Source organism: Yersinia sp. SCPM-O-B-9106 (C-191) (assembly GCF_026183365.1).
GTDB classification, from domain to species: domain Bacteria; phylum Pseudomonadota; class Gammaproteobacteria; order Enterobacterales; family Enterobacteriaceae; genus Yersinia; species Yersinia rochesterensis.
In genome coordinates, this window is sequence record NZ_CP110791.1 from 3,167,025 (window position 1) to 3,187,692 (window position 20,668).

The window sequence follows — 20,668 nt, forward strand, 5'->3', positions numbered from 1 at the left end:
ATGTCTAACATTCACTCCTCAGTGGACTTCAATCAGCAGCTTGCCGCGCACCAGCAGCGAATCAACCAAGCTCTGTTGGATTTCATTGCGCCGCTTCCTTTTGGCAACAGTGATTTGGTTGAGGCGATGCGCTATGGTGCCGTGCTGGGTGGTAAACGGTTGCGCCCTTATTTGGTTTACGCCACCGGCCAAATGTTCGGCCTGTCACTGACCTGTTTGGATGCCCCTGCGGCGGCAATTGAATGTATCCATGCTTATTCATTAATTCATGATGATTTACCGGCGATGGATGACGATGATTTGCGCCGTGGGCAGCCAACTTGCCATGTGAAGTTTGGTGAAGCCAATGCCATTCTGGCCGGTGATGCATTGCAAACGCTGGCATTTTCTATCCTGGCGGAAGCCCCAATGCCCGGAGTGGCAGATAAAGACCGCCTGTCGATGATTGCAGAATTAGCCCATGCCAGTGGTGTGGCGGGCATGTGTGGCGGTCAGGCTTTGGATCTGGAAGCAGAAACTCGCCAGATTGCACTCGCTGACCTTGAAAAAATCCACCGGCATAAAACCGGAGCATTGATCCGTGCAGCCATGCGTCTCGGCGCTTTGGCAGCCGGTGCCCCTGGCCGCGAAGCATTGCCATTACTTGACCGCTATGCAAACGCCATCGGTCTGGCCTTTCAGGTGCAAGACGATATTTTAGATGTTATTGGTGATACCGCTACAATTGGTAAGCGCCAGGGGTCAGATCAGCAACACGGAAAAAGCACCTATCCAGCACTTCTGGGGTTAGATTGCGCCAAAGCCAAAGCCATGGACCTTTATCAGGAAGCCGTTAGCGCCCTGAATGAGTTGTCAGAGCAATCCTATAACATAGCGCCACTACAGGCTTTAGCCTGTTTTATTATTGAGCGTGATAATTAGAAATATACTGGCAGTCCGTGAGTGCCTACTTAAACTTTTGATATGAGCATCGAATGAGTATTGATATAGCCAAATACCCGACATTGGCACTTGCTGAGAATCCTGAAGAACTGCGCATGTTGCCGAAAGAAAGTCTGCCGAAGTTATGTGATGAACTGCGGCAGTATTTGCTTGCCTCTGTCAGCCGATCCAGTGGGCATTTTGCTTCTGGGTTAGGTGTGGTTGAGCTGACTGTCGCGTTACATTACGTCTACAATACGCCGTTTGATAGCCTGGTGTGGGACGTTGGCCATCAGGCTTATCCGCACAAAATATTAACCGGCCGCCGTGAGCAGATAGGTACCATTCGCCAGAAAGATGGTTTACATCCTTTCCCATGGCGTGATGAAAGTGAATATGACGTACTTTCTGTCGGCCACTCCTCAACCTCCATCAGTGCGGGTTTGGGGATGGCGGTTGCCGCCGAGCGTGAAGGCAAAGGCCGGCGTACCGTGTGTGTGATTGGTGACGGTGCCATTACTGCCGGCATGGCTTTCGAAGCGATGAATCATGCCGGGGATATTCATTCAGACATGCTGGTTATCCTTAACGATAACGAAATGTCTATTTCAGAAAACGTAGGCGGCCTGAACAACCATTTGGCCCAGCTATTATCTGGCAAACTCTACGTCAGCCTACGAGAAGGCGGAAAGAAAGCACTTTCGGGTTTACCGCCAATTAAAGACTTGCTGAAACGCACCGAAGAACACCTGAAAGGCATGGTGGTACCCAGCACCTTATTTGAAGAGTTGGGTTTTAATTATATCGGCCCGATTGATGGCCACGACGTGCAAGCCTTGACACAAACATTGAAAAACATGCGCAGCCTAAAAGGCCCGCAACTGTTGCATATCATGACCAAGAAGGGCAAAGGCTACGCCCCAGCTGAAAAAGATCCCATTGGCTGGCACGCTGTACCTAAGTTTGATCCGGCCTCTGGCACCTTGCCGAAAAGTCAGGGCAACCTACCCACTTATTCTAAAATCTTCGGCGAATGGTTATGTGAAACCGCCGCTAAAGACAGTCAGTTAATGGCAGTAACACCCGCAATGCGTGAAGGTTCGGGGATGGTGCGCTTCTCGCGTGAATATCCACAACAGTATTTTGATGTGGCGATAGCCGAACAACACGCCGTGACCTTTGCTGCTGGCTTAGCTATTGGCGGCTACAAACCGGTCGTTGCTATCTACTCGACTTTCCTGCAACGGGCTTATGACCAGCTGATCCACGATGTTGCTATCCAGAATCTGCCAGTATTATTCGCCATTGACCGCGGCGGTTTAGTGGGGGCGGATGGCCAAACCCACCAGGGCGCATTCGATCTATCATTCATGCGCTGCATCCCTAACATGGTAATTATGACCCCTAGTGATGAGAACGAGTGCCGCCAAATGCTGCACACCGGCTATCACCACCAAGGGCCTGCGGCAGTGCGTTACCCGCGAGGCAATGGCACTGGCGTAACATTAGAGCCACTAGAAATAATGCCTATTGGTAAAGGGATCGTGCGCCGCGAAGGTGAAAAAATAGCCATCCTGTGCTTTGGGACATTACTGGCACAGGCGCAAATGGTAGCCGACAATCTGAATGCCACACTGGTAGATATGCGTTTCGTTAAACCATTGGATGAAGAATTGGTACTGGAACTGGCTGCCAGCCACGAGGTACTGGTTACTGTAGAAGAAAACGCCATTATGGGCGGTGCAGGCAGTGGTGTGAATGAACTGCTAATGGTAAAACGCCAGTTAGTGCCAGTATTGAATCTCGGTTTACCAGACAGCTTTGTTCCACAAGGTGAACAAGATGAAATGCGGGCTGAATTTGGTTTAGATGCTGCGGGAATACAGCGCCAGATTGAAGCCTGGTTGGAGTGATAATAATTAAGGCATAACCACTCGGTTATGCCTTTGTTCTAATGGCTATTTAATAAAATAAATCTATTGGCCAATAGTGCCCGATGACAAAAATAATCGCGGCTGCAACCACACCGGCAATAATGTCATCCACCATGATGCCCATCCCGCCATGAACGTTGCGATCAAACCAGCGAATCGGCCACGGCTTCCAGATATCAAAAATACGAAATACCACAAACCCGGCGACGACCCATTGCCAATCATTGACTGGCAGTGCCATCAAGGTAATCCACATTCCGACAAATTCATCCCAAACGATACTGCCATGGTCATGAACTTGCATATCTTTGGCGGTGCGGTGACAGATATAAACACCAATACAGATGCTAAACATCACCGCCAGAGAATAGAGTTGCCAGGGTAACTGAATCAATAACAGCCAGAAAGGAATCGCAGCAATAGACCCCATGGTGCCCGGAGCCCACGGCGATAAACCACTGCCAAAACCCGTCGCCAACAAGTGCCACGGATTAGATAACCGCAGACGACGTTTGGCTTCATTCATGCTATTACCTACCATGAGGGCTACCTGCTGAGAAATGATCAAAACCACGCAAATTCATCTCAACCGCCTTACCCTCACGGAAGAATTTAACCCCTTCCGCTTGTGGCCCAATCTGCCCAATACAGGTGTAATTTGCGCCCGTGTGACTCAATGCAACTTTCAGCGCACCCCGGTTTATCTCCGGTACAGTAAAGCATAGTTCGTAGTCTTCGCCACCGCTCAATGCCCAGCGCAAAGCTTGATCAGCATCCACCTGATTTTTTAGTGCATCAGAATACGGCAAAGCATCCAGCTCAATACGTGCGCCGCAATGACTGGCTTTCAGAATATGTTGTAGATCAGAAATGAGACCATCGGAGATATCAATAGCCGAGCTGGCAAGGTCGCGCAAAGCCTGCCCCTGCAAGACCCGAGGCTGTGGCCGCAAATGGCGATGAACTAGCGCCGCCCTGTCTGCCTCATCATCAACCAGCAACTCATTTTGTAAAATTGCCAAGCCAGCGGCACTGTCGCCTAATGTACCGGTCACATAAATCCAGTCACCAATCCGAGCGCCAGCGCGTTTCAGTACCCGCCCTTCAGGGACTAAACCTTGGATGGTCAACGTCAGGCTCAGCGGCCCACGCGTAGTGTCACCGCCGATCAATTGCATACCGTAATAATTAAGCTGATCAAACAAGCTATCACTGAATGATTGCAGCCAATCTTCATTGACATTAGGTAGGGTCAGAGCAAGAGATAACCAGGCGGGATCGGCCCCCATAGCGGCTAAATCGCTAAGGTTTACCGCTAAAGATTTGTATCCGAGATCGGCCGGATCAATATCAGGAAGGAAATGAATGCCCGACACCAATGTATCGGTACTGATGGCCAACAGCTGTTTCTCTGCCACTGTAAGAAGTGCGCAGTCGTCTCCAATACCCAGTTCTACATCTCGGCGATTACTTCTGAACCGGTCAAAATAGCGGGTAATGAGGTCAAATTCGCCACATGCCATAATACAATTCCAGAAATGTTAACTGATCAATAAATTAAGGCCGGAATCCGGCCTTAATTCAAGTCGTTAATGCAACGAATTATTTTCGTTTACGCACCATCGGAGCCACCTTATCCAGCACTCCGTTGACGAACTTATGGCTATCTGCAGCACCGAAAGTTTTGGCTAGTTCGATCGCTTCATTGATTGCCACTTTATAAGGGACATCATCACGTTTGCTCAGTTCAAACAGCGCAATACGCAGAACCGCTCTTTCAACCTGACCTAATTCTTCGAGCTGGCGGGAAAGAACAGGCGCCATTAGCGCATCCAGAGATGCGGCATGAACGGCAACCCCAGACAGCAATTCGCGAAAATAGGCGATGTCTACATCTTTGACATCCTGCTCAGACAGGAACTGTAATTCAACATCAGCGATGTCGTTTTTAGACAACTGCCAAGAGTAAAGCGCTTGAACAGCGCACTCACGAGCGCGGCGACGAGCAGCAGGTTTCACGGAATTCCCCTTAACTTAACTAAATTCAGCCTTTAATAGCTTTGATTACATTAATCATTTCAAGCGCGGTCAGGGCAGCTTCTGCACCTTTATTACCTGCTTTAGTACCCGCACGCTCAATTGCCTGCTCAATACTTTCTGTGGTCAGCACACCAAAGGCTACCGGGATATCGCTGTTCATGGCCACACTTGCCAGACCAGAACTCGCTTCACCAGCAACATATTCAAAGTGCGCCGTGCCCCCACGGATAACAGTACCCAGAGCAATTACCGCATCGTAACGATTTGTTTTTGCTAATACATTAGCAACCAGCGGTAACTCATAAGCACCCGGAACCCAAACAACAGTGATGTTGTCGTCCGTTACCTGGCCAATGCGCTTCAGGGCATCAATAGCACCTTCCAGCAAGCTGTCATTGATAAAGTTGTTAAAACGCGCAATTGCAATCGCCACGCGGGCATTAGGAGTAGCAACAACACCTTCGATAACGTTCATAGCTTTCCTCAATATAGGTTCATACCCCGCAGGGGGGCGGATTCTATCATATTCTTTCACGCCCCGCCCCTGCGCATTTGTAAAACGCTGGCAAGACTATGATTAGCAGAGTGAATCCCTGCTGGATAATTCATCAATACTTCGGTTTCAAGCGCAGACGCAAGTCTGGCCCCACCTGGCGCACATCACTAAATGTAAACTCTGGGGCATCTGAGAGGCGGGTTAACCCTGCTAACTGGCATAATCCTCGGGCATCACTGCCTAATAATTTTGGTGCGATATAAAGAATTAATTCATCAACCACACCGGCCTGCAACAAAGCGCCCGCGAATTGCGGCCCCGCCTCAACCCAAACAGAATTAATTTGCCGCTTACCCAATTGCATCATCAATAAGACTAAATCCACCCCATTGCCATGTCGGGGCAGCAACAATTGCTCGACATTGCCAGGCCATGTTTGCTCATCCGCCTCAACCCGAGCTAACCAGCATGGGCCATCTTGCTGTATCACCTTGTGCTTTGGCGTCACGCGGTTATGGCTATCGACGATAACTCGAACTGGCTGGCGCAGCGTATCTTGAGGATAGAGCACTTGAGTTTCAGCATCTAATTCCTGCCAGCGCAAGGTTAGCGAAGGATCATCGGCCAATACTGTGGCACTGGTACTGAGGATGGCCGAGCTTTGCGCCCGAAAACGCTGCACATCCTGACGTGCCTGCGGCGAGGTAATCCACTGGCTTTCACCCGAAGCCATCGCCGTACGGCCATCCAGGGAAGCTGCCATTTTCAGTTGTAGATAAGGAAAACCGGTGCGCATGCGCTTCAAGAAACCCAGATTAGTGGCTTCGGCCTCTGCCAGCATCAAACCGTGTTGAACCTCGATACCCGCTTGTTTCAGTTTATATAAGCCACGCCCGGCAACTTGCGGATTTGGATCCTGCATCGCGGCCACCACGCGCTTCACCCCTGCGGCAAGCAAAGCATCAGCACAGGGTGGCGTACGCCCATGGTGGCTGCACGGCTCAAGGGTGACATAGGCAGTAGCGCCACGCGCTTTCTCACCCGCCATCCGCAAAGCATGTACCTCGGCGTGGGGTTCACCAGCACGCAAGTGATAGCCTTCACCGACAATCTCACCATCACGCGCCAGAACACAGCCGACATTCGGATTTGGCGACGTCGTAAAACGGCCCAACCGCGCTAACTCAAAGGCACGGGCCATATAAAATTCATCGGGCTGCATGGCTTTCCTTACTTTTATGTGGTGACAATTAGCATGGTGCTAACGGCTTTACGGCTACCGCGGCTAGTCCTGCAAGCGGGCAATTTCTTCGCCAAATTCGCGAATATCTTCAAAACTGCGATATACCGAGGCAAAGCGGATATATGCCACTTTATCCAAGCGTTTCAGTGCTTCCATCACCAAATTACCCACCATCTTGGTGGGCACTTCACGCTCACCAGTGGCGCGTAGCTGAGATTTAATATGACTGATGGCGGTTTCGACATCATCAGAGCTGACGGGGCGTTTTTCTAATGCTTTCAGCATGCCGCGACGCAATTTTTCTTCATTGAAGGGTTCGCGCACCTCATCACTTTTAATCACGCGCGGCAACACCAGTTCAGCCACTTCGAAAGTGGTGAAGCGTTCATTACAATCTAAACACTGGCGACGACGGCGCACTTGCGAACCATCGCTCACCAGACGGGAATCAATGACTTTGGTATCCACAGCGGCACAAAATGGGCAATGCATAGCGCTTCCTGATGAGTGAGCTTAAACTTAGCAACAGTTTACCGCGAACTGCCGCGACAACAAAGGGCGGAAGCGGCAGTTTATGGTGATCAACTATGACGAAAGCTTCGGTTCATCGGATTTAGACTCAAGGGGCTTCAACCATCCCTTTTGCAGTTCTAACCAAACTTTACGATCCGGCGATAACACATTGAGAGGGTCAAAAGGATATTGGGCTGGTGTGCCCTTAATTAGCATCTGAGTCACTAATCCATAGAGCCACTTTGCTTTCAACACGTTTTTATAATCTGGCTTCTCATATAAATCAGTTACTAACCCCTTCAAATTGACTAAGTTGGTGACGAACTTTATTTTGTCACTCTCTTTACTTTCAAATAAGTTGGGAAATAGAAAATAAGCGATAGAATCCATAAACTTAGTCCAAATCGTTTTTTCTTGACTGGAAACTTTCTCTAGCATAGTGCTTATCATTTGTGCTGTGTCGGGGATTTCTTCACTTTTGAACGACTCTAAATCCTCATGGAAATTCGATAATGAATTCATATTTAAGACCACATCAGCATTATAACTTATTTTCAGTTTTCCCAATTCATCAAAATGCTTTTTAAGCATAATTAAATCACTCGAGTCTGGTATTTTATTTTTTAAAGCATTATATTCCTTTATTATCTTATCTGAACCTGAAAATACCTTGCATTCAAATACCCTGCTATGGACATCGACTAAACCACGGAATATACCACATCGACTAAAAAGCTCTCTCAACTCGTTTTTTATACATTCTATTTCTTCTTTTTTTACCTTTACCTCCTCTTTTAAACGTAACTCAGCCCTTTTCATCTCATTATTTTTTTCGCTATTAACTCGCTCCTTAATTTTCTTCTCTTTCTGCTGATTAATTACATTTAATTCAGATGACAATTCGAATTTCACAATATCTTTTCGGTCAATGAATTGATACACCCCATTACTATGCTTTTCTAATTTATAACTTTTATTAAGTTCCGAATCTTGGTCTTTTTCTATATTTGAAATGAACAGATTACATCTGTCTGTACCTTTACTTTTCTCTAGATATTTATTTACACTAATTATTACATCTTCCAGCGTCGTTACATTTGTATTTCTTTTTATTAGATTACTTATTTTTGATTTTGCATCATATTCTATCCCCGTGAAAGCAGTCACTATCTCTAGTTTTATTTTTTCCAACGTAATATTATTACTATCAGACTTATCCTTTTGGTCATCATTAGTAATTACAACTTGAGTGTTACTCATAATATTTGAAACAATCATCATTACTCCCCCATTAAATTCAATGTAAACCTTAATATATAAAACACGCCTGTTACCGCCTAAACAATCGGTTAAAATTGAGTGATTAGATATTAAATAAAGGGAAATATTCATAAAAAAAACAACTTAATGACTTATTATCCTTATTAATTCCATGTGGTAAATTAATATAAAAAACACATTCACACAGAAAATAATTAGAAAAGTAATCTCTTTTAATAAAAATGCTAAAAGGGAATCATATAAATTAATGGATAGTAATTTTTACAGTGAGGACATAACAGGGAAATCGCGAATACAACAATAAAAAAACCCTGACACCGGCTATACCAGTGTCAGGGTTATAGTCTTACAGACTATCGCTTACAACTTAAGGTAGGATTGAAGGCTGGTCTGCACCTTCTTTCTCAACTTTTTGCTGCAACATATGCTCACGTTTCATACCCAGTTTCAACGCCAGCGCGGACGCAACATAGATGGATGAAACCGTACCGATGGAAACACCGATCAGCATCGTCAGTGAGAAGCCTTGCAGCATCGCACCACCGAAGATAAACAGCATCAATACCACCATCAGCGTAGTTGCAGAAGTCATGATAGTACGGCTTAAGGTCTGGGTCAGAGACACGTTCATGATTTCGTAAGGCGTACCGCGGCGGATCTTGCGGAAGTTCTCACGAATACGGTCTGATACCACGATACTGTCGTTCAGTGAGTAACCAATAACCGACATCAATGATGCAATGATGGTTAGGTCAATCTCAATATGGAACAACGACAAGATCCCCATGGTAATAACCACGTCATGCGCCAAGGCGATAACCGCCCCCAGTGCCAGACGCCATTCAAAACGGAAACCGACATAAACCAGAATACTCAGCAACGCGACCAACAACGCCATACCGCCGGCTTGGGCTAAATCACTGCCCACACTCGGCCCGACGAATTCGATGCGTTTTACTGATGCATTCTTATCAATTGACTCATTGATAACCGAGATGACTTTGTTGCCCAATTCCTGCCCGGCAGTGCCGGTTGCAGGTGGCATACGGATCATCACATCACGGCTGCTACCAAAGTTTTGCAGGATTGGCGATTCAAAACCCGCCGTTTCCAGCGTATCGCGCAATTGATCCAGATCCGCAGGTTTTTCCAGGTTAATTTCAATCACCGTACCACCGGTGAAATCCAGACCCCAGTTAAACCCTTTAACGGAGATAACCGCAATGGATGCTACCAACAACAGCAACGAGATGCCGAAAGCGACGTTATCCCAGCGCATAAAGTCATAGACTTTACGGCCATAGTTCAGTTGTTCAACAGTATAATCCTGTGCCACAACGTACTCCTCAAATAGACAGCTTGTTAATGCGCTTGCCGCCGTAAAGCAGGTTGACGATGGCACGAGTACCGACTATTGCGGTGAACATTGACGTTATAACACCGATTGCCGTTGTAATGGCAAAGCCTTTAATCGAACCGGTACCCACAGCATATAGAATAATCGCAGTGATCAGTGTCGTTACGTTCGCATCGACGATACTCGAGAAGGCACCTTTGTACCCTTCATGAATCGCTTGCTGGATCGTCCGCCCGTTCCTGTACTCTTCTTTTATTCGCTCATTAATCAGCACGTTAGCATCAACTGCTACCGCCAGCGTCAATACAATCCCGGCAATACCCGGCATGGTTAATGTCGCCCCCGGTAACAGAGACATCACGCCCACGATCAACACTAAGTTAGCCAACAGTGCAGTACTGGCAATCACACCAAACTTACGGTAGTAAATCACCATAAATAGGATAGAAACCGCCAAGCCCCACAAGCAGGCTTCCAGACCTTGGGTAATATTCTGAGAACCCAAGGTTGGCCCGATAGTGCGCTCTTCTACAATCTGGATTGGAGCAATCAATGCCCCCGCACGCAGCAGCAGAGAAAGCTGACGAGCTTCAGCCGGGTTATCAATGCCGGTAATGCGGAAACTGTTACCTAAGCGCGACTGAATGTTCGCGATGTTGATAACTTCTTCCTGCTTAACCAGAATCGCTCGGCCGTTAGCATCTTTTTTACCACTGTCTTTATATTCTACAAACAAAGTCGCCATCGGCTTGCCGATATTGTCCTTGGTAAAATTAGACATGACAGAACCACCCGCGCTATCGAGCGAGATATTAACCTGAGCTTGGTTATATTCGTCGGTGCTGGAGGTTGAATCGGTAATATGATCACCGGTCAGGATGACGCGCTTGTACAAGACAACCGGGCGGCCTTCACGGGTATTTTTAACTTCGGAATCGCCCGGCACACGACCGGAGGCTGCAACAGTGGCGTCAACATTGCTGTTTACCAGACGGAATTCAAGAGTCGCGGTCGCACCAAGAATTTCTTTAGCACGTGCTGTATCCTGAATACCGGGTAACTCAACCACAATACGATCTGAACCCTGGCGCTGAACCAAGGGTTCGGCTACACCTAACTGGTTAACCCGGTTACGCAGAATCGTAATGTTTTGTTGAACGGCATATTCGCGCGCTTCCCGCAGACGGTCATCGCTCATCACAGCTTTTAAGGTATTGCTGCCATTGGAGCCAATCACCAAGTCACGGTGGCGAGAAGAAAGGTAGCTGATAGCGTCATCGCGGGTTTTATCATCGCGGAAACGCACTTCAACACCATAGTTATCTAGCTTACGCACAGTGGCATACGGGATATTTTTCTCACGCAAATCGCTGCGCAAGGTATCCATCGTTTGCTCTTGCAGCTTGCCCAGCGCGGTATCCATGTCCACTTCCATCAAGAAGTGCACACCACCACGGAGGTCAAGACCAAGCTTCATCGGCTCGGCACCTAACTTAGCAAGCCAGGAAGGCGTTGCTGGAGCCAGGTTTAACGCGATAACGTATTTGTCGCCCATCGCTTCCATCAGTGCCTCACGGGCACGTAACTGGACGTCGGGATCTCTAAAGCGAGCCAGGATTGCACCGTTTTCCAGCGCAATGGACTTGCTCGCTATGTTGTCTTTTTCTAAAACGTCACGGACTTGGACCAGCGTTGTTTCACTGGCGGCGATTCCTCGCGCACCAGTGATTTGAACAGCCGGATCCTCACCATAAAGGTTGGGAAGTGCATATAGCAGACCGATGAAGATCACAACGATCAGCATCAGATACTTCCACAAAGGATAACGGTTTAACACGGCAATTCCCTTCGGGAAAATCGAAAATTACAGAGCTTTCATTGTACCTTTCGGTAAAACGGCAGCAACGAAGTCACGTTTGATCATCACTTCAGTGGTGTCGTTCAGTGCGATGACGATGTAGCCCGTTTCCGCAACTTTAGTAACACGACCCAGTAAACCACCCGTGGTTAAAACTTCATCACCTTTACCGATAGAATCCATCAGTTTTTTGTGTTCTTTGGCACGTTTTTGCTGTGGACGCAGGATCATGAAGTAAAAAATCAGACCAAATACCACCAGCATAATCACCAGGGAGTACGGGCTGCTCTGAGCCGGAGCCCCAGCGGATGCGACAGCATCGGAAATGAAAAGACTCATTAAAATTCCCTCATTGTTATCAATATCAGTAGTGTGAAATCAGTGCGATAAAACAGAAACGGTGAATCGTAACTGTTAGACCGACAAATACAAAGGTAATAATTTTAAAATCAAACGCTTACTTGTGGAGATAATGGCGGAACAGGTTTCCCTATCCGACCATAGAAATCTTCAACGAAGTTCTCTAATTTACCCTCTTCAATAGCCTGACGTAAACCCGCCATTAAGCATTGGTAGTAACGCAGGTTATGAATGGTATTCAGCCGCGCACCCAGTATTTCGTTGCAACGGTCAAGATGATGCAAGTAGGCACGGCTATAATTGCGACAAGTATAACAATCACAATGCTCGTCCAGCGTTGCAGTATCACTCTTATGTTTGGCATTACGGATTTTTACGACTCCGTCAGTGACAAACAAATGACCATTACGGGCATTACGCGTTGGCATTACACAGTCAAACATGTCGATACCGCGACGTACACCTTCAACCAAATCCTCAGGTTTCCCCACGCCCATCAGGTAACGGGGTTTATCCTCCGGAATCTGTGGGCAAACATGCTCCAGAATGCGGTGCATATCTTCTTTTGGCTCACCAACCGCCAGGCCGCCCACAGCGTAACCATCAAAACCGATATCTACCAGCCCTTTTACGGATACATCACGTAAATCTTCGTAAACGCCGCCCTGAATAATACCGAACAATGCATTTTTATTGTTCAGTTCATCAAAGCGTTGGCGACTCCGGGCAGCCCAGCGCAATGACATTTCCATCGAACGCTTCGCATAATCCCAGTCTGCTGGGTAGGGTGTGCATTCGTCGAAAATCATCACGATATCAGAGCCGAGATCATTCTGGATTTCCATCGATTTTTCTGGGCTGAGAAAAACTTTATCGCCGTTGATAGGGTTTTGGAATGTCACCCCTTCTTCTTTGATTTTGCGCATCGCACCCAAGCTGAACACTTGAAAACCGCCAGAGTCTGTCAGGATAGGGCCATGCCATTGCATAAAGTCATGCAAGTCGCCGTGCAACTTCATGATTTCCTGACCCGGACGCAACCACAAGTGGAAAGTATTCCCCAACAAGATTTGCGCACCGGTTTCGGCAACTTCTTCCGGCGTCATCCCTTTTACTGTGCCGTAGGTGCCGACAGGCATAAATGCCGGGGTTTCTACTACACCGCGTTCAAAGATCAGACGACCACGACGGGCGCGCCCATCAGTTTTTTGTAATTCGTACTTCACATAACCTCCAGCATCAGAGAAACAGTCTGATGCGTGATTAAAAGGAGCGCATCATAACAACTGTCCAACCCGCTACACAAGCAACCAGCTTAAGTAGCACTTATCGTTATCTGCGGTATTCTGCATTTTTGTCTCATATCTTTGGCATAAATCGGCCACATTCCACCTCACCGAACCCCCTCACCTACTCCCCACATACCGCGCTGTGGCTATAGTGTCGAACATATGCAATATGTTACATCGAATGAGAAAGTTGCACGAGTTAGACCTGCACCCGCCATTCTCAGAGTACAAGACCCATGGGGATATACTTGGACATATGTGGGGGCGAACTATGAAGTTAAATCCGGGCAACACCAGTGCAACAAAGAATCACCAGCCAACTTACACATTGCGCACGAATATTTATCCTTAGTCTGACAATCCTCCTTAAATATTTCCTTTCTCCTGCCGATAAAGATCTAAATAAGATTGAAACCGTATATTTACCTTATTGCTCAAACAGTTGGAGTGAAACCCATGATGGTCATCTTCGGGCATACGTCACTTTAGCCATTTTTAACTCGAAGGAAAACCATGAACAACACCCATAATATTGTTTTAAATGGAAAATCTCATTTTTTACCCACATCGCCCCAATTTCGACTTAATCCGATCGTGCTTGCTTGCGCTGCCGCATTGGCATTTGGAGCCGCCATATCCTCCGCGCAGGCTGCTAGCTGCATTGTAAATGGCACCACTTATGCTGATTGTACAGTGGGCCAGGCAGGAACCGCCGGTGTTGATGCCTCCGGTACCTCAGGCGCGACAGGGAGCAATGGTAACACAGCAGGGAACCCCGGTAATTCTGGGGCTAATGGCAGTCACGGTTTAGATGCCACCAATACCGCAACATCAGGCGGAACAGGTGACGTAGCCGTAACCGGCGGTACTATCGACGTCACGACGGGTAATTTACTTGCCGGTGGCGCAGGCGGTTCTGGTGGCAATGCCAACGGCGGCAATGGCGGCAACGGCGGCTGGCCTATACAGTGGACTAACGCCAACGGTGGCAATGGTGGAGATGCTGGTCTGGCTGGGGTCGCCGAAAATGGCGGCATGGGCGGCAACGCGATGACAGGGAGTGGGTTCAACCTAAGCAATGACGGCTCAATCATCGGTGGGTCGGGCGGTGCCGGTGGTAACGCTTTCGGTGGTGCCGGTGGCCGAGGGGGACAGGGTGCAAACAATTCCGGTCGTTCCGGCGATGGTGGTGATGGAAGTTCTGGTGGGACTGCTGGGAACGGGGCTGCGGGTGCCACTGCCGTGACAGGGAGTAATTTTCAGTTGGTCAACCGGGGTATTATCAACGGTGGAAATGGAGGGAGAGCCGGTTTAGCGACCGGTGGATCAGCGGGTGGGACAGACTATGCTGGCGCGCCCCTAGGCACTATAGGTTCAGTAGGACAGGCTGGGGCCGAGGGTACGTCAGGGACTTATGGTGCCGCCGGGGTCGGTGTTGTGTCTACTGGCTCAAGCACCATCACGACATCGAATCTTATCGCTGGAGGGCTGGCGGGCAACGGAACAACGCAGGCTAACGCGATTGAATTTTCCGGCGGAAATAACACGCTGACCCTTGAGTCCGGCTACAGTTTTGTTGGTAATGTCATTAGCAGTGGTGGGGACACGCTGGCGCTAGGAGGAGATACCAATGGCAGTTTCTTTGTCTCCAGCCTCGCGGCAACATCACCGTCCTCATGGTCAGGTGCCGTGCAATATTATGGTTTCAACGACTATGTAAAAACCGGTAACAGCACCTGGACACTGAACGGTTCAACCACGGAAGTCACAGCATGGAATATCAATGCCGGTACTCTGTCAGTATCGAATGATAGCAACCTCGGAGCAGCAGAGGGTGGGCTGACTTTCAATGGTGGCACCCTGGAAAATACCGCAGCAATAAGTACAGCACGAGACATGCTGCTGAAGACCACTGGAACACTTCAAACCAACGCTAATTTAACTGCGACGGGGCTAATTTCAGGCTTGGGCTCGCTGGTCAAAACAGGCGCAGCAACACTTACTCTCACTAGCAATAACACCTATTCCGGCGGTACCACTATCAACGCGGGGGCCCTGCAAATTGGTAACGGCGGCACCACCGGGTCAGTGGTCGGAAATATCATCAATAACAGTGCGCTGTCATTTAATCGCAGTGATGCACTGACTTACGGTGGCGTGGTATCCGGCTCCGGTTCTGTGGTTCAGACTGGTAACGGCCCACTGACACTGACCGGTGACAACACCTATTTCGGCGGTACCATCATCAGCGCGGGCACTCTGCAAATTGGTAACGGCGGCACCACTGGGTCAGTGGCCGGAAATATCATCAACAACAGTGCGCTGTTATTTAACCGCAGCGATGCACTGACTTACGGCGGCGTGATATCCGGCTTAGGTGTTCTGGCTAAGGCTGGCAACGACTTGCTGACACTGACCGGTGACAACACCTATTCCGGCGGTACCATCATCAGCGCGGGCACTCTGCAAATTGGTAACGGCGGCACCACTGGGTCAGTGGTCGGAAATATCATCAATAACAGTGCGCTGTTATTTAACCGCAGCGATGCACTGACTTACGGCGGCGTGATATCCGGCTTAGGTGTTCTGGCTAAGGCTGGCAACGACTTGCTGACACTGACCGGTGACAATACCTTTACTGGCGGTACCATCATCAGCGCGGGCACTCTGCAAATTGGTAACGGCGGCACCACTGGGTCAGTGGCCGGAAATATCATCAACAACAGTGCGCTGTCATTTAATCGCAGTGATGCACTGACTTACGGTGGCGTGGTATCCGGCTCCGGTTCTGTGGTTCAGACTGGCAACGGCCCACTGACACTGACCGGTGACAACACCTATTCCGGCGGTACCATCATCAGCGCGGGCACTCTGCAAATTGGTAACGGCGGCACCACCGGGTCAGTAGACGGGGATATTATCAATAACAGTGCGCTGTCATTTAATCGCAGTGATGCACTGACTTACGGTGGCGTGGTATCCGGCTCCGGTTCTGTGGTTCAGACTGGTAACGGCCCACTGACACTGACCGGTGACAACACCTATTTCGGCGGGACTACCATCAGCGCGGGCACTCTGCAAATTGGTAACGGCGGCACCACCGGGTCAGTGGCCGGAAATATCATCAACAACAGTGCGCTGTTATTTAATCGCAGTGATGCACTGACTTACGGTGGCGTGGTATCCGGCTCAGGCTCTGTGGTTCAGACTGGCAACGGCCCACTGACACTGACCGGTGACAATACCTTTACTGGCGATACCATCATCAGCGCGGGCACTCTGCAAATTGGTAACGGCGGCACCACTGGGTCAGTGGTCGGAAATATCATCAATAACAGTGCGCTGTTATTTAATCGCAGTGATGCACTGACTTACGGCGGCGTGATATCCGGCTTAGGTGTTCTGGCTAAGGCTGGCAACGACTTGCTGACACTGACCGGTGACAACACCTATTCCGGCGGTACCATCATCAGCGCGGGCACTCTGCAAATTGGTAACGGCGGCACCACCGGGTCAGTGGCCGGAAATATCATCAATAACAGTGCGCTGTTATTTAACCGCAGCGATGCACTGACTTACGGTGGCGTGATATCCGGCTCCGGTTCTGTGGTTCAGACTGGTAACGGCATGCTTATCCTGGCTGGGAATAACACCTACACCGGTGGCACTGTTCTCAATTCGGGTACGTTGGTTCTGCAAGGCGTGAACGCGGCTGGAACCGGCGGGATCACCAATAATAATGAGATGATATTTCTGGACACGAAAGGTGAATTTAGCCATGAAATCAGCGGGACAGGTAATATCACGCTCCATGGCGGTTCAGAGGTCAGAGCTAATGCTACGACCAGCGTGTCTGCGGTAAATATCGACAACAGCAGCAAACTGACGTTGCTGGACTCTACGGTGTGGCGGGCCGGGAACGGATTTTCGAACGCAGGAACCCTCGAGCTTAATCACCTGAGCAGGTTGTCAGGAAACGTGAATAACAGCGGCGTACTGACATTGTCAAACCAGCAATATGTCACCTCATACATCGACGGCCATTTCAATAACCGCGGCAGTATAGTGCTTAATCCCACAGCAACCAGCGCAGGGAATAACCTGATAATCAACGGCGATTACGTCGGCGTACAGGGTAGTTCAGTTTCCCTGGGCGCAGTGCTTGCAGACGATGACTCGCTGACCGACCAGTTGACAATACTGGGGAACTCCTCCGGCACAAGCACACTTTACCTAGTCAATGAAAAAGGCCACGGCGCACAAACGCTTCTGGGCCTCAAGCTGATTACTGTACAGGGTGACTCGGATGCCGTCTTTACGCAGGGTAACCGGATCACCGCTGGGTTATATGACTACTCTCTCGTGAAAAAAGAAAATGATTGGTATCTGGATAGCCATAGCAATCAGGTAAGACCTGAAGCTGCCAGCTACGCGACCAACCTTCAGGCGGCAAATACACTGTTTACGCTGAGTTTGCACGATCGTGCTGGAGAGACACAGTACGAGGACCTGGTCACCGGTGAAACGCGTTCAACCTCAATGTGGATGCGTAACGAAGGTGGGCGCAATAAGGCATCGATGACGGATGGTCAGAACAAAACCAGCACTAACCGCTATGTCCTGCAACTGGGTGGCGACGTGCTGCAAGTATCATCCGAATCCTTGGGCAAATTCAATCTGGGGGTGATGGGGGGCTATGCTAATGCACAAGGCCAAACCTATAACAGCCAGAAAGGCTACAGCTCACGTAATACCATAGCGGGTTATAGCACGGGGATGTATGGTTCCTGGTATGCGAATAACCGGGAAAAAGGAGGCTTGTACGCTGACAGTTGGCTGCAATACAACTGGTTCAGAAATCAGGTGAATGGTCAGGATATGGCAGAGGAAAAATATGACAGCCAAGGTATGACCGCATCACTTGAAACGGGCTATGATTGGCTGGTAAATAGCTGGACGACGGCCCACGGAATCAGAAACACCTTGTGGCTGCAACCGCATGCCCAGGCAATCTGGATGGGGGTTAAGGCTGACGATCATACGGAAAATACAGGTTCATACGTGCAGGGTCTGGGCAACAATAACGTGCAGACCAAGCTGGGTCTGCGTGCTTATCTGAATGGGAAAAGTGCGTTAGATAAGGATACTGAGCGCAAGTTCCAGCCTTATGTCGAAGCTAACTGGGTGTATAATACTAACCAGTATGGCGTGCGAATGGACGGTGTGGATGACCATATCAAAGGAGCGCGTAACGTCGGAGAACTCAAGACCGGGGTGGAAGCTAAGCTGACAGCTAACCTGAGCATGCAGGGCGGCATTTCAGGGCAGATTGGCGACAACAGCTACTCCGATATCGCCGCTTCTCTGGGTGGGAAATTTAACTTCTGATTCACACCTAAACTCTTTTGTTGAGTGATATAAGCGCGGTCTGATAACAGACTGCGCTTTCGTCAAAATAACCTATAAAACCAAACTATTTCAAAATCTTATAAAAAATTCTCTTACCCTTTTCCCGTCACTCTATTATTTACGGGGTGACCGGCTCTTGCGGTGCCCGTGGATTACGGCTGATAAACATAGCATCGCCGTAACTGAAAAAGCGATATTGCTCTGCAACCGCCTGCTGGTATGCATTCATAGTATTTTTATAACCAGCAAAAGCAGAAACCAACATTATCAATGTTGATTCAGGCAAATGGAAATTGGTTATTAATGCATCCACAATCTGATATTGATAACCCGGATAAATAAAGATGCGAGTATCACCAAAGAAAGGGGCTATCAGGCCATTATCGCAGGCCTTAGCGGCACTTTCCAATGAACGCACTGATGTCGTGCCCACTGCGACGACGCGATTACCACGGGCCTTACAGGCTAAAACCGCATCAACCACCTCTTGCGGCACTTCTGCATATTCAGAATGCATGATGTGCTCTTCAATGGTATCAACTCGCACAGGCTGGAACGTCCCCGCACCAACATGCAAAGTCACAAAAGCCATCTCAATGCCTTTTTCCCGCAAAGCCGCCAACATCGGTTCATCAAAATGTAAGCCAGCGGTTGGCGCTGCGACTGCCCCAGGGCGCTGGCTGTATACCGTTTGGTACAGTTCGCGATCAGCATCTTCATCAGGGCGGTCAATATAAGGTGGCAAAGGCATATGGCCGACTGCATTCAAGATAGTAAAAACATCTCGCTCATCGTCAAAACGCAGCTCAAACAGTGTGTCATGACGCGCCAACATGGTGGCCCGGATGCTCTCATCATCGCCTAACAGTAACTCAGTGCCGGGTTTAGGGGCTTTTGACGCTTTGACATGAGCCAAGACGCGATGATCATCCAACACGCGCTCTACCAGCACTTCAAGTTTGCCGCCACTGGCTTTGCGACCAAATAAACGCGCCGGAATAACCCGCGTGTTATTGAACACCAGCAGATCACCAGGCACCAGTTTATCCAGCAAATCAGTGAAAATGCCGTGCGTTAATGTTCCCGTAGGGCCATCCAATGACAATAAACGGCAACCGCTACGCTGGGGCTGGGGGTAATGGGCAATTAAAGATTCTGGCAGCTCAAAAGAAAAATCGGCAACACGCATGGCTTTCCACTTCATATCAGAACAGACCCGGCCAACAGATATAAGAGGCCGGTTCACAAAAACAGGCGGCTAGTCTAGAGCCCTCAAGGGCTGGCTGCAAGAAATAAGCATATTTAGCCTTTATTTGCATTATACTCAGCGAATGAATTTTCTTGCTCACCTCCATCTTGCAACACTGGCTGACAGCTCTTTATTGGGCAATTTGCTGGCTGACTTTGTGCGCGGTAATCCACAAGGGGAATACCCCCCTGAGATAGTCGCTGGCATCATGATGCATCGGCGCGTTGATGTCATGACGGATACATCGCCACTCGTTAAAGAGGCCCGAGGTTATTTCAGTGCAGATTATCGCCGGGTTGCCCCTATTACTCTGGATGTACTGTGGGATCATTTTCTGGCACGCAATTGGGATAAACTGGTACCTGCCTGTTCGCTGCCTGACTTTATTGAACATGCGCAATGCCAAATTTTGCCACATTTGTCACTGACACCGGCCCGTTTCCAGAACCTTAATGCTTATCTATGGCCGGAGCGTTGGCTGGAACGCTACGCTGAACTACCCTTTATAGCTGATGTGTTACAAGGTATGGCTAACCGCCGGCCTAAATTAGCCGCGCTTGCAGGCTCTTTTCACGACATAGAACAACACTATCAGCCGCTAGAAAGACTCTTTTGGGATTTTTATCCTGCAATGATGCAACAAGCACAGCATAAACAAATTTAGACAAAAACATTCCTATCTATATGGTTATTGACTCTAAGTCACTTGCGCTTTCTG

The 20,668-nt window shown here is 48.9% G+C and carries 16 protein-coding genes; 4 read left to right on the top strand and 12 right to left on the bottom strand.

From position 1 onward, the window contains the following. Complete coding sequence (gene ispA / locus OP863_RS14470) at positions 1 to 921, top strand: (2E,6E)-farnesyl diphosphate synthase (protein ID WP_265525448.1); 921 nt, start codon at positions 1 to 3, stop codon at positions 919 to 921. Positions 922 to 974: 53 nt separating this feature from the next. After that, positions 975 to 2,834, top strand: a complete 1,860-nt coding sequence (gene dxs, locus OP863_RS14475; protein ID WP_265525449.1) for a 1-deoxy-D-xylulose-5-phosphate synthase — start codon at positions 975 to 977, stop codon at positions 2,832 to 2,834. A 49-nt stretch (positions 2,835 to 2,883) separates the two neighbouring features. On the opposite strand, the gene pgpA is transcribed toward dxs, so the two are convergent. The 11 genes from pgpA to tgt all read right to left on the bottom strand — a co-directional run bounded on the left by pgpA (position 2,884) and on the right by tgt (position 13,229). Continuing rightward, positions 2,884 to 3,381 carry a phosphatidylglycerophosphatase A gene (pgpA, locus tag OP863_RS14480; RefSeq protein WP_038639382.1) on the bottom strand — a complete coding sequence of 166 codons (498 nt, stop codon included), beginning with the start codon at positions 3,379 to 3,381 and terminating at the stop codon, positions 2,884 to 2,886. 4 nt (positions 3,382 to 3,385) lie between these two features. After that, positions 3,386 to 4,378, bottom strand: coding sequence for a thiamine-phosphate kinase (gene thiL / locus OP863_RS14485; protein ID WP_265525450.1), 993 nt, complete (start codon positions 4,376 to 4,378; stop codon positions 3,386 to 3,388). Positions 4,379 to 4,457: 79 nt separating this feature from the next. Next, positions 4,458 to 4,874, bottom strand: a complete 417-nt coding sequence (nusB, locus tag OP863_RS14490; RefSeq protein ID WP_038631480.1) for a transcription antitermination factor NusB — start codon at positions 4,872 to 4,874, stop codon at positions 4,458 to 4,460. Positions 4,875 to 4,899: 25 nt separating this feature from the next. Continuing rightward, positions 4,900 to 5,370, bottom strand: coding sequence for a 6,7-dimethyl-8-ribityllumazine synthase (gene ribE / locus OP863_RS14495; protein WP_004393184.1), 471 nt, complete (start codon positions 5,368 to 5,370; stop codon positions 4,900 to 4,902). A gap of 133 nt (positions 5,371 to 5,503) precedes the next feature. After that, on the bottom strand, positions 5,504 to 6,613 hold the full coding sequence (gene ribD / locus OP863_RS14500; RefSeq protein ID WP_265525451.1) for a bifunctional diaminohydroxyphosphoribosylaminopyrimidine deaminase/5-amino-6-(5-phosphoribosylamino)uracil reductase RibD: 1,110 nt from the start codon (positions 6,611 to 6,613) through the stop codon (positions 5,504 to 5,506). 63 nt (positions 6,614 to 6,676) lie between these two features. Next, a complete protein-coding gene (gene nrdR / locus OP863_RS14505; RefSeq protein WP_004393175.1) occupies positions 6,677 to 7,126 on the bottom strand; it encodes a transcriptional regulator NrdR in 450 nt (149 codons plus the stop codon). Between the two features lie 93 nt (positions 7,127 to 7,219). Continuing rightward, complete coding sequence (locus tag OP863_RS14510) at positions 7,220 to 8,428, bottom strand: hypothetical protein (RefSeq protein ID WP_265525452.1); 1,209 nt, start codon at positions 8,426 to 8,428, stop codon at positions 7,220 to 7,222. Positions 8,429 to 8,795: 367 nt separating this feature from the next. Beyond that, a complete protein-coding gene (gene secF, locus OP863_RS14515; RefSeq protein ID WP_145589743.1) occupies positions 8,796 to 9,764 on the bottom strand; it encodes a protein translocase subunit SecF in 969 nt (322 codons plus the stop codon). 10 nt (positions 9,765 to 9,774) lie between these two features. Further along, on the bottom strand, positions 9,775 to 11,622 hold the full coding sequence (gene secD / locus OP863_RS14520) for a protein translocase subunit SecD (RefSeq protein WP_071841783.1): 1,848 nt from the start codon (positions 11,620 to 11,622) through the stop codon (positions 9,775 to 9,777). A gap of 27 nt (positions 11,623 to 11,649) precedes the next feature. Next, positions 11,650 to 11,982, bottom strand: a complete 333-nt coding sequence (gene yajC / locus OP863_RS14525) for a preprotein translocase subunit YajC (RefSeq protein WP_005166605.1) — start codon at positions 11,980 to 11,982, stop codon at positions 11,650 to 11,652. Between the two features lie 110 nt (positions 11,983 to 12,092). Continuing rightward, positions 12,093 to 13,229, bottom strand: coding sequence for a tRNA guanosine(34) transglycosylase Tgt (gene tgt, locus OP863_RS14530; RefSeq protein ID WP_265525453.1), 1,137 nt, complete (start codon positions 13,227 to 13,229; stop codon positions 12,093 to 12,095). Positions 13,230 to 13,805: 576 nt separating this feature from the next. On the opposite strand from tgt, the gene OP863_RS14535 reads away from it, so the two are divergent. After that, positions 13,806 to 18,680, top strand: coding sequence for an autotransporter outer membrane beta-barrel domain-containing protein (locus OP863_RS14535; RefSeq protein WP_265525454.1), 4,875 nt, complete (start codon positions 13,806 to 13,808; stop codon positions 18,678 to 18,680). A gap of 139 nt (positions 18,681 to 18,819) precedes the next feature. Here the strand turns inward: OP863_RS14535 and queA are convergent, their stop codons facing one another. Beyond that, a complete protein-coding gene (queA, locus tag OP863_RS14540; RefSeq protein ID WP_038631461.1) occupies positions 18,820 to 19,890 on the bottom strand; it encodes a tRNA preQ1(34) S-adenosylmethionine ribosyltransferase-isomerase QueA in 1,071 nt (356 codons plus the stop codon). A gap of 142 nt (positions 19,891 to 20,032) precedes the next feature. Between queA and OP863_RS14545 the strand changes: the two genes are divergently transcribed. Next, entirely contained in the window at positions 20,033 to 20,614 is a 582-nt protein-coding gene (locus OP863_RS14545; RefSeq protein WP_265525455.1) for an ACP phosphodiesterase, read from the top strand. The last annotated feature ends 54 nt before the right edge of the window (positions 20,615 to 20,668 follow it).

Coding starts and splice junctions, on each gene's coding strand:
- ispA (WP_265525448.1), top strand. CDS start 1: ATGTCTAACATTCACTCCTCAGTGGACTTCAATCAGCAGCTTGCCGCG.
- dxs (WP_265525449.1), top strand. CDS start 975: ATGAGTATTGATATAGCCAAATACCCGACATTGGCACTTGCTGAGAAT.
- pgpA (WP_038639382.1), bottom strand. CDS start 3,381: ATGAATGAAGCCAAACGTCGTCTGCGGTTATCTAATCCGTGGCACTTG.
- thiL (WP_265525450.1), bottom strand. CDS start 4,378: ATGGCATGTGGCGAATTTGACCTCATTACCCGCTATTTTGACCGGTTC.
- ribE (WP_004393184.1), bottom strand. CDS start 5,370: ATGAACGTTATCGAAGGTGTTGTTGCTACTCCTAATGCCCGCGTGGCG.
- ribD (WP_265525451.1), bottom strand. CDS start 6,613: ATGCAGCCCGATGAATTTTATATGGCCCGTGCCTTTGAGTTAGCGCGG.
- nrdR (WP_004393175.1), bottom strand. CDS start 7,126: ATGCATTGCCCATTTTGTGCCGCTGTGGATACCAAAGTCATTGATTCC.
- OP863_RS14510 (WP_265525452.1), bottom strand. CDS start 8,428: ATGATGATTGTTTCAAATATTATGAGTAACACTCAAGTTGTAATTACT.
- yajC (WP_005166605.1), bottom strand. CDS start 11,982: ATGAGTCTTTTCATTTCCGATGCTGTCGCATCCGCTGGGGCTCCGGCT.
- OP863_RS14535 (WP_265525454.1), top strand. CDS start 13,806: ATGAACAACACCCATAATATTGTTTTAAATGGAAAATCTCATTTTTTA.
- queA (WP_038631461.1), bottom strand. CDS start 19,890: ATGCGTGTTGCCGATTTTTCTTTTGAGCTGCCAGAATCTTTAATTGCC.
- OP863_RS14545 (WP_265525455.1), top strand. CDS start 20,033: ATGAATTTTCTTGCTCACCTCCATCTTGCAACACTGGCTGACAGCTCT.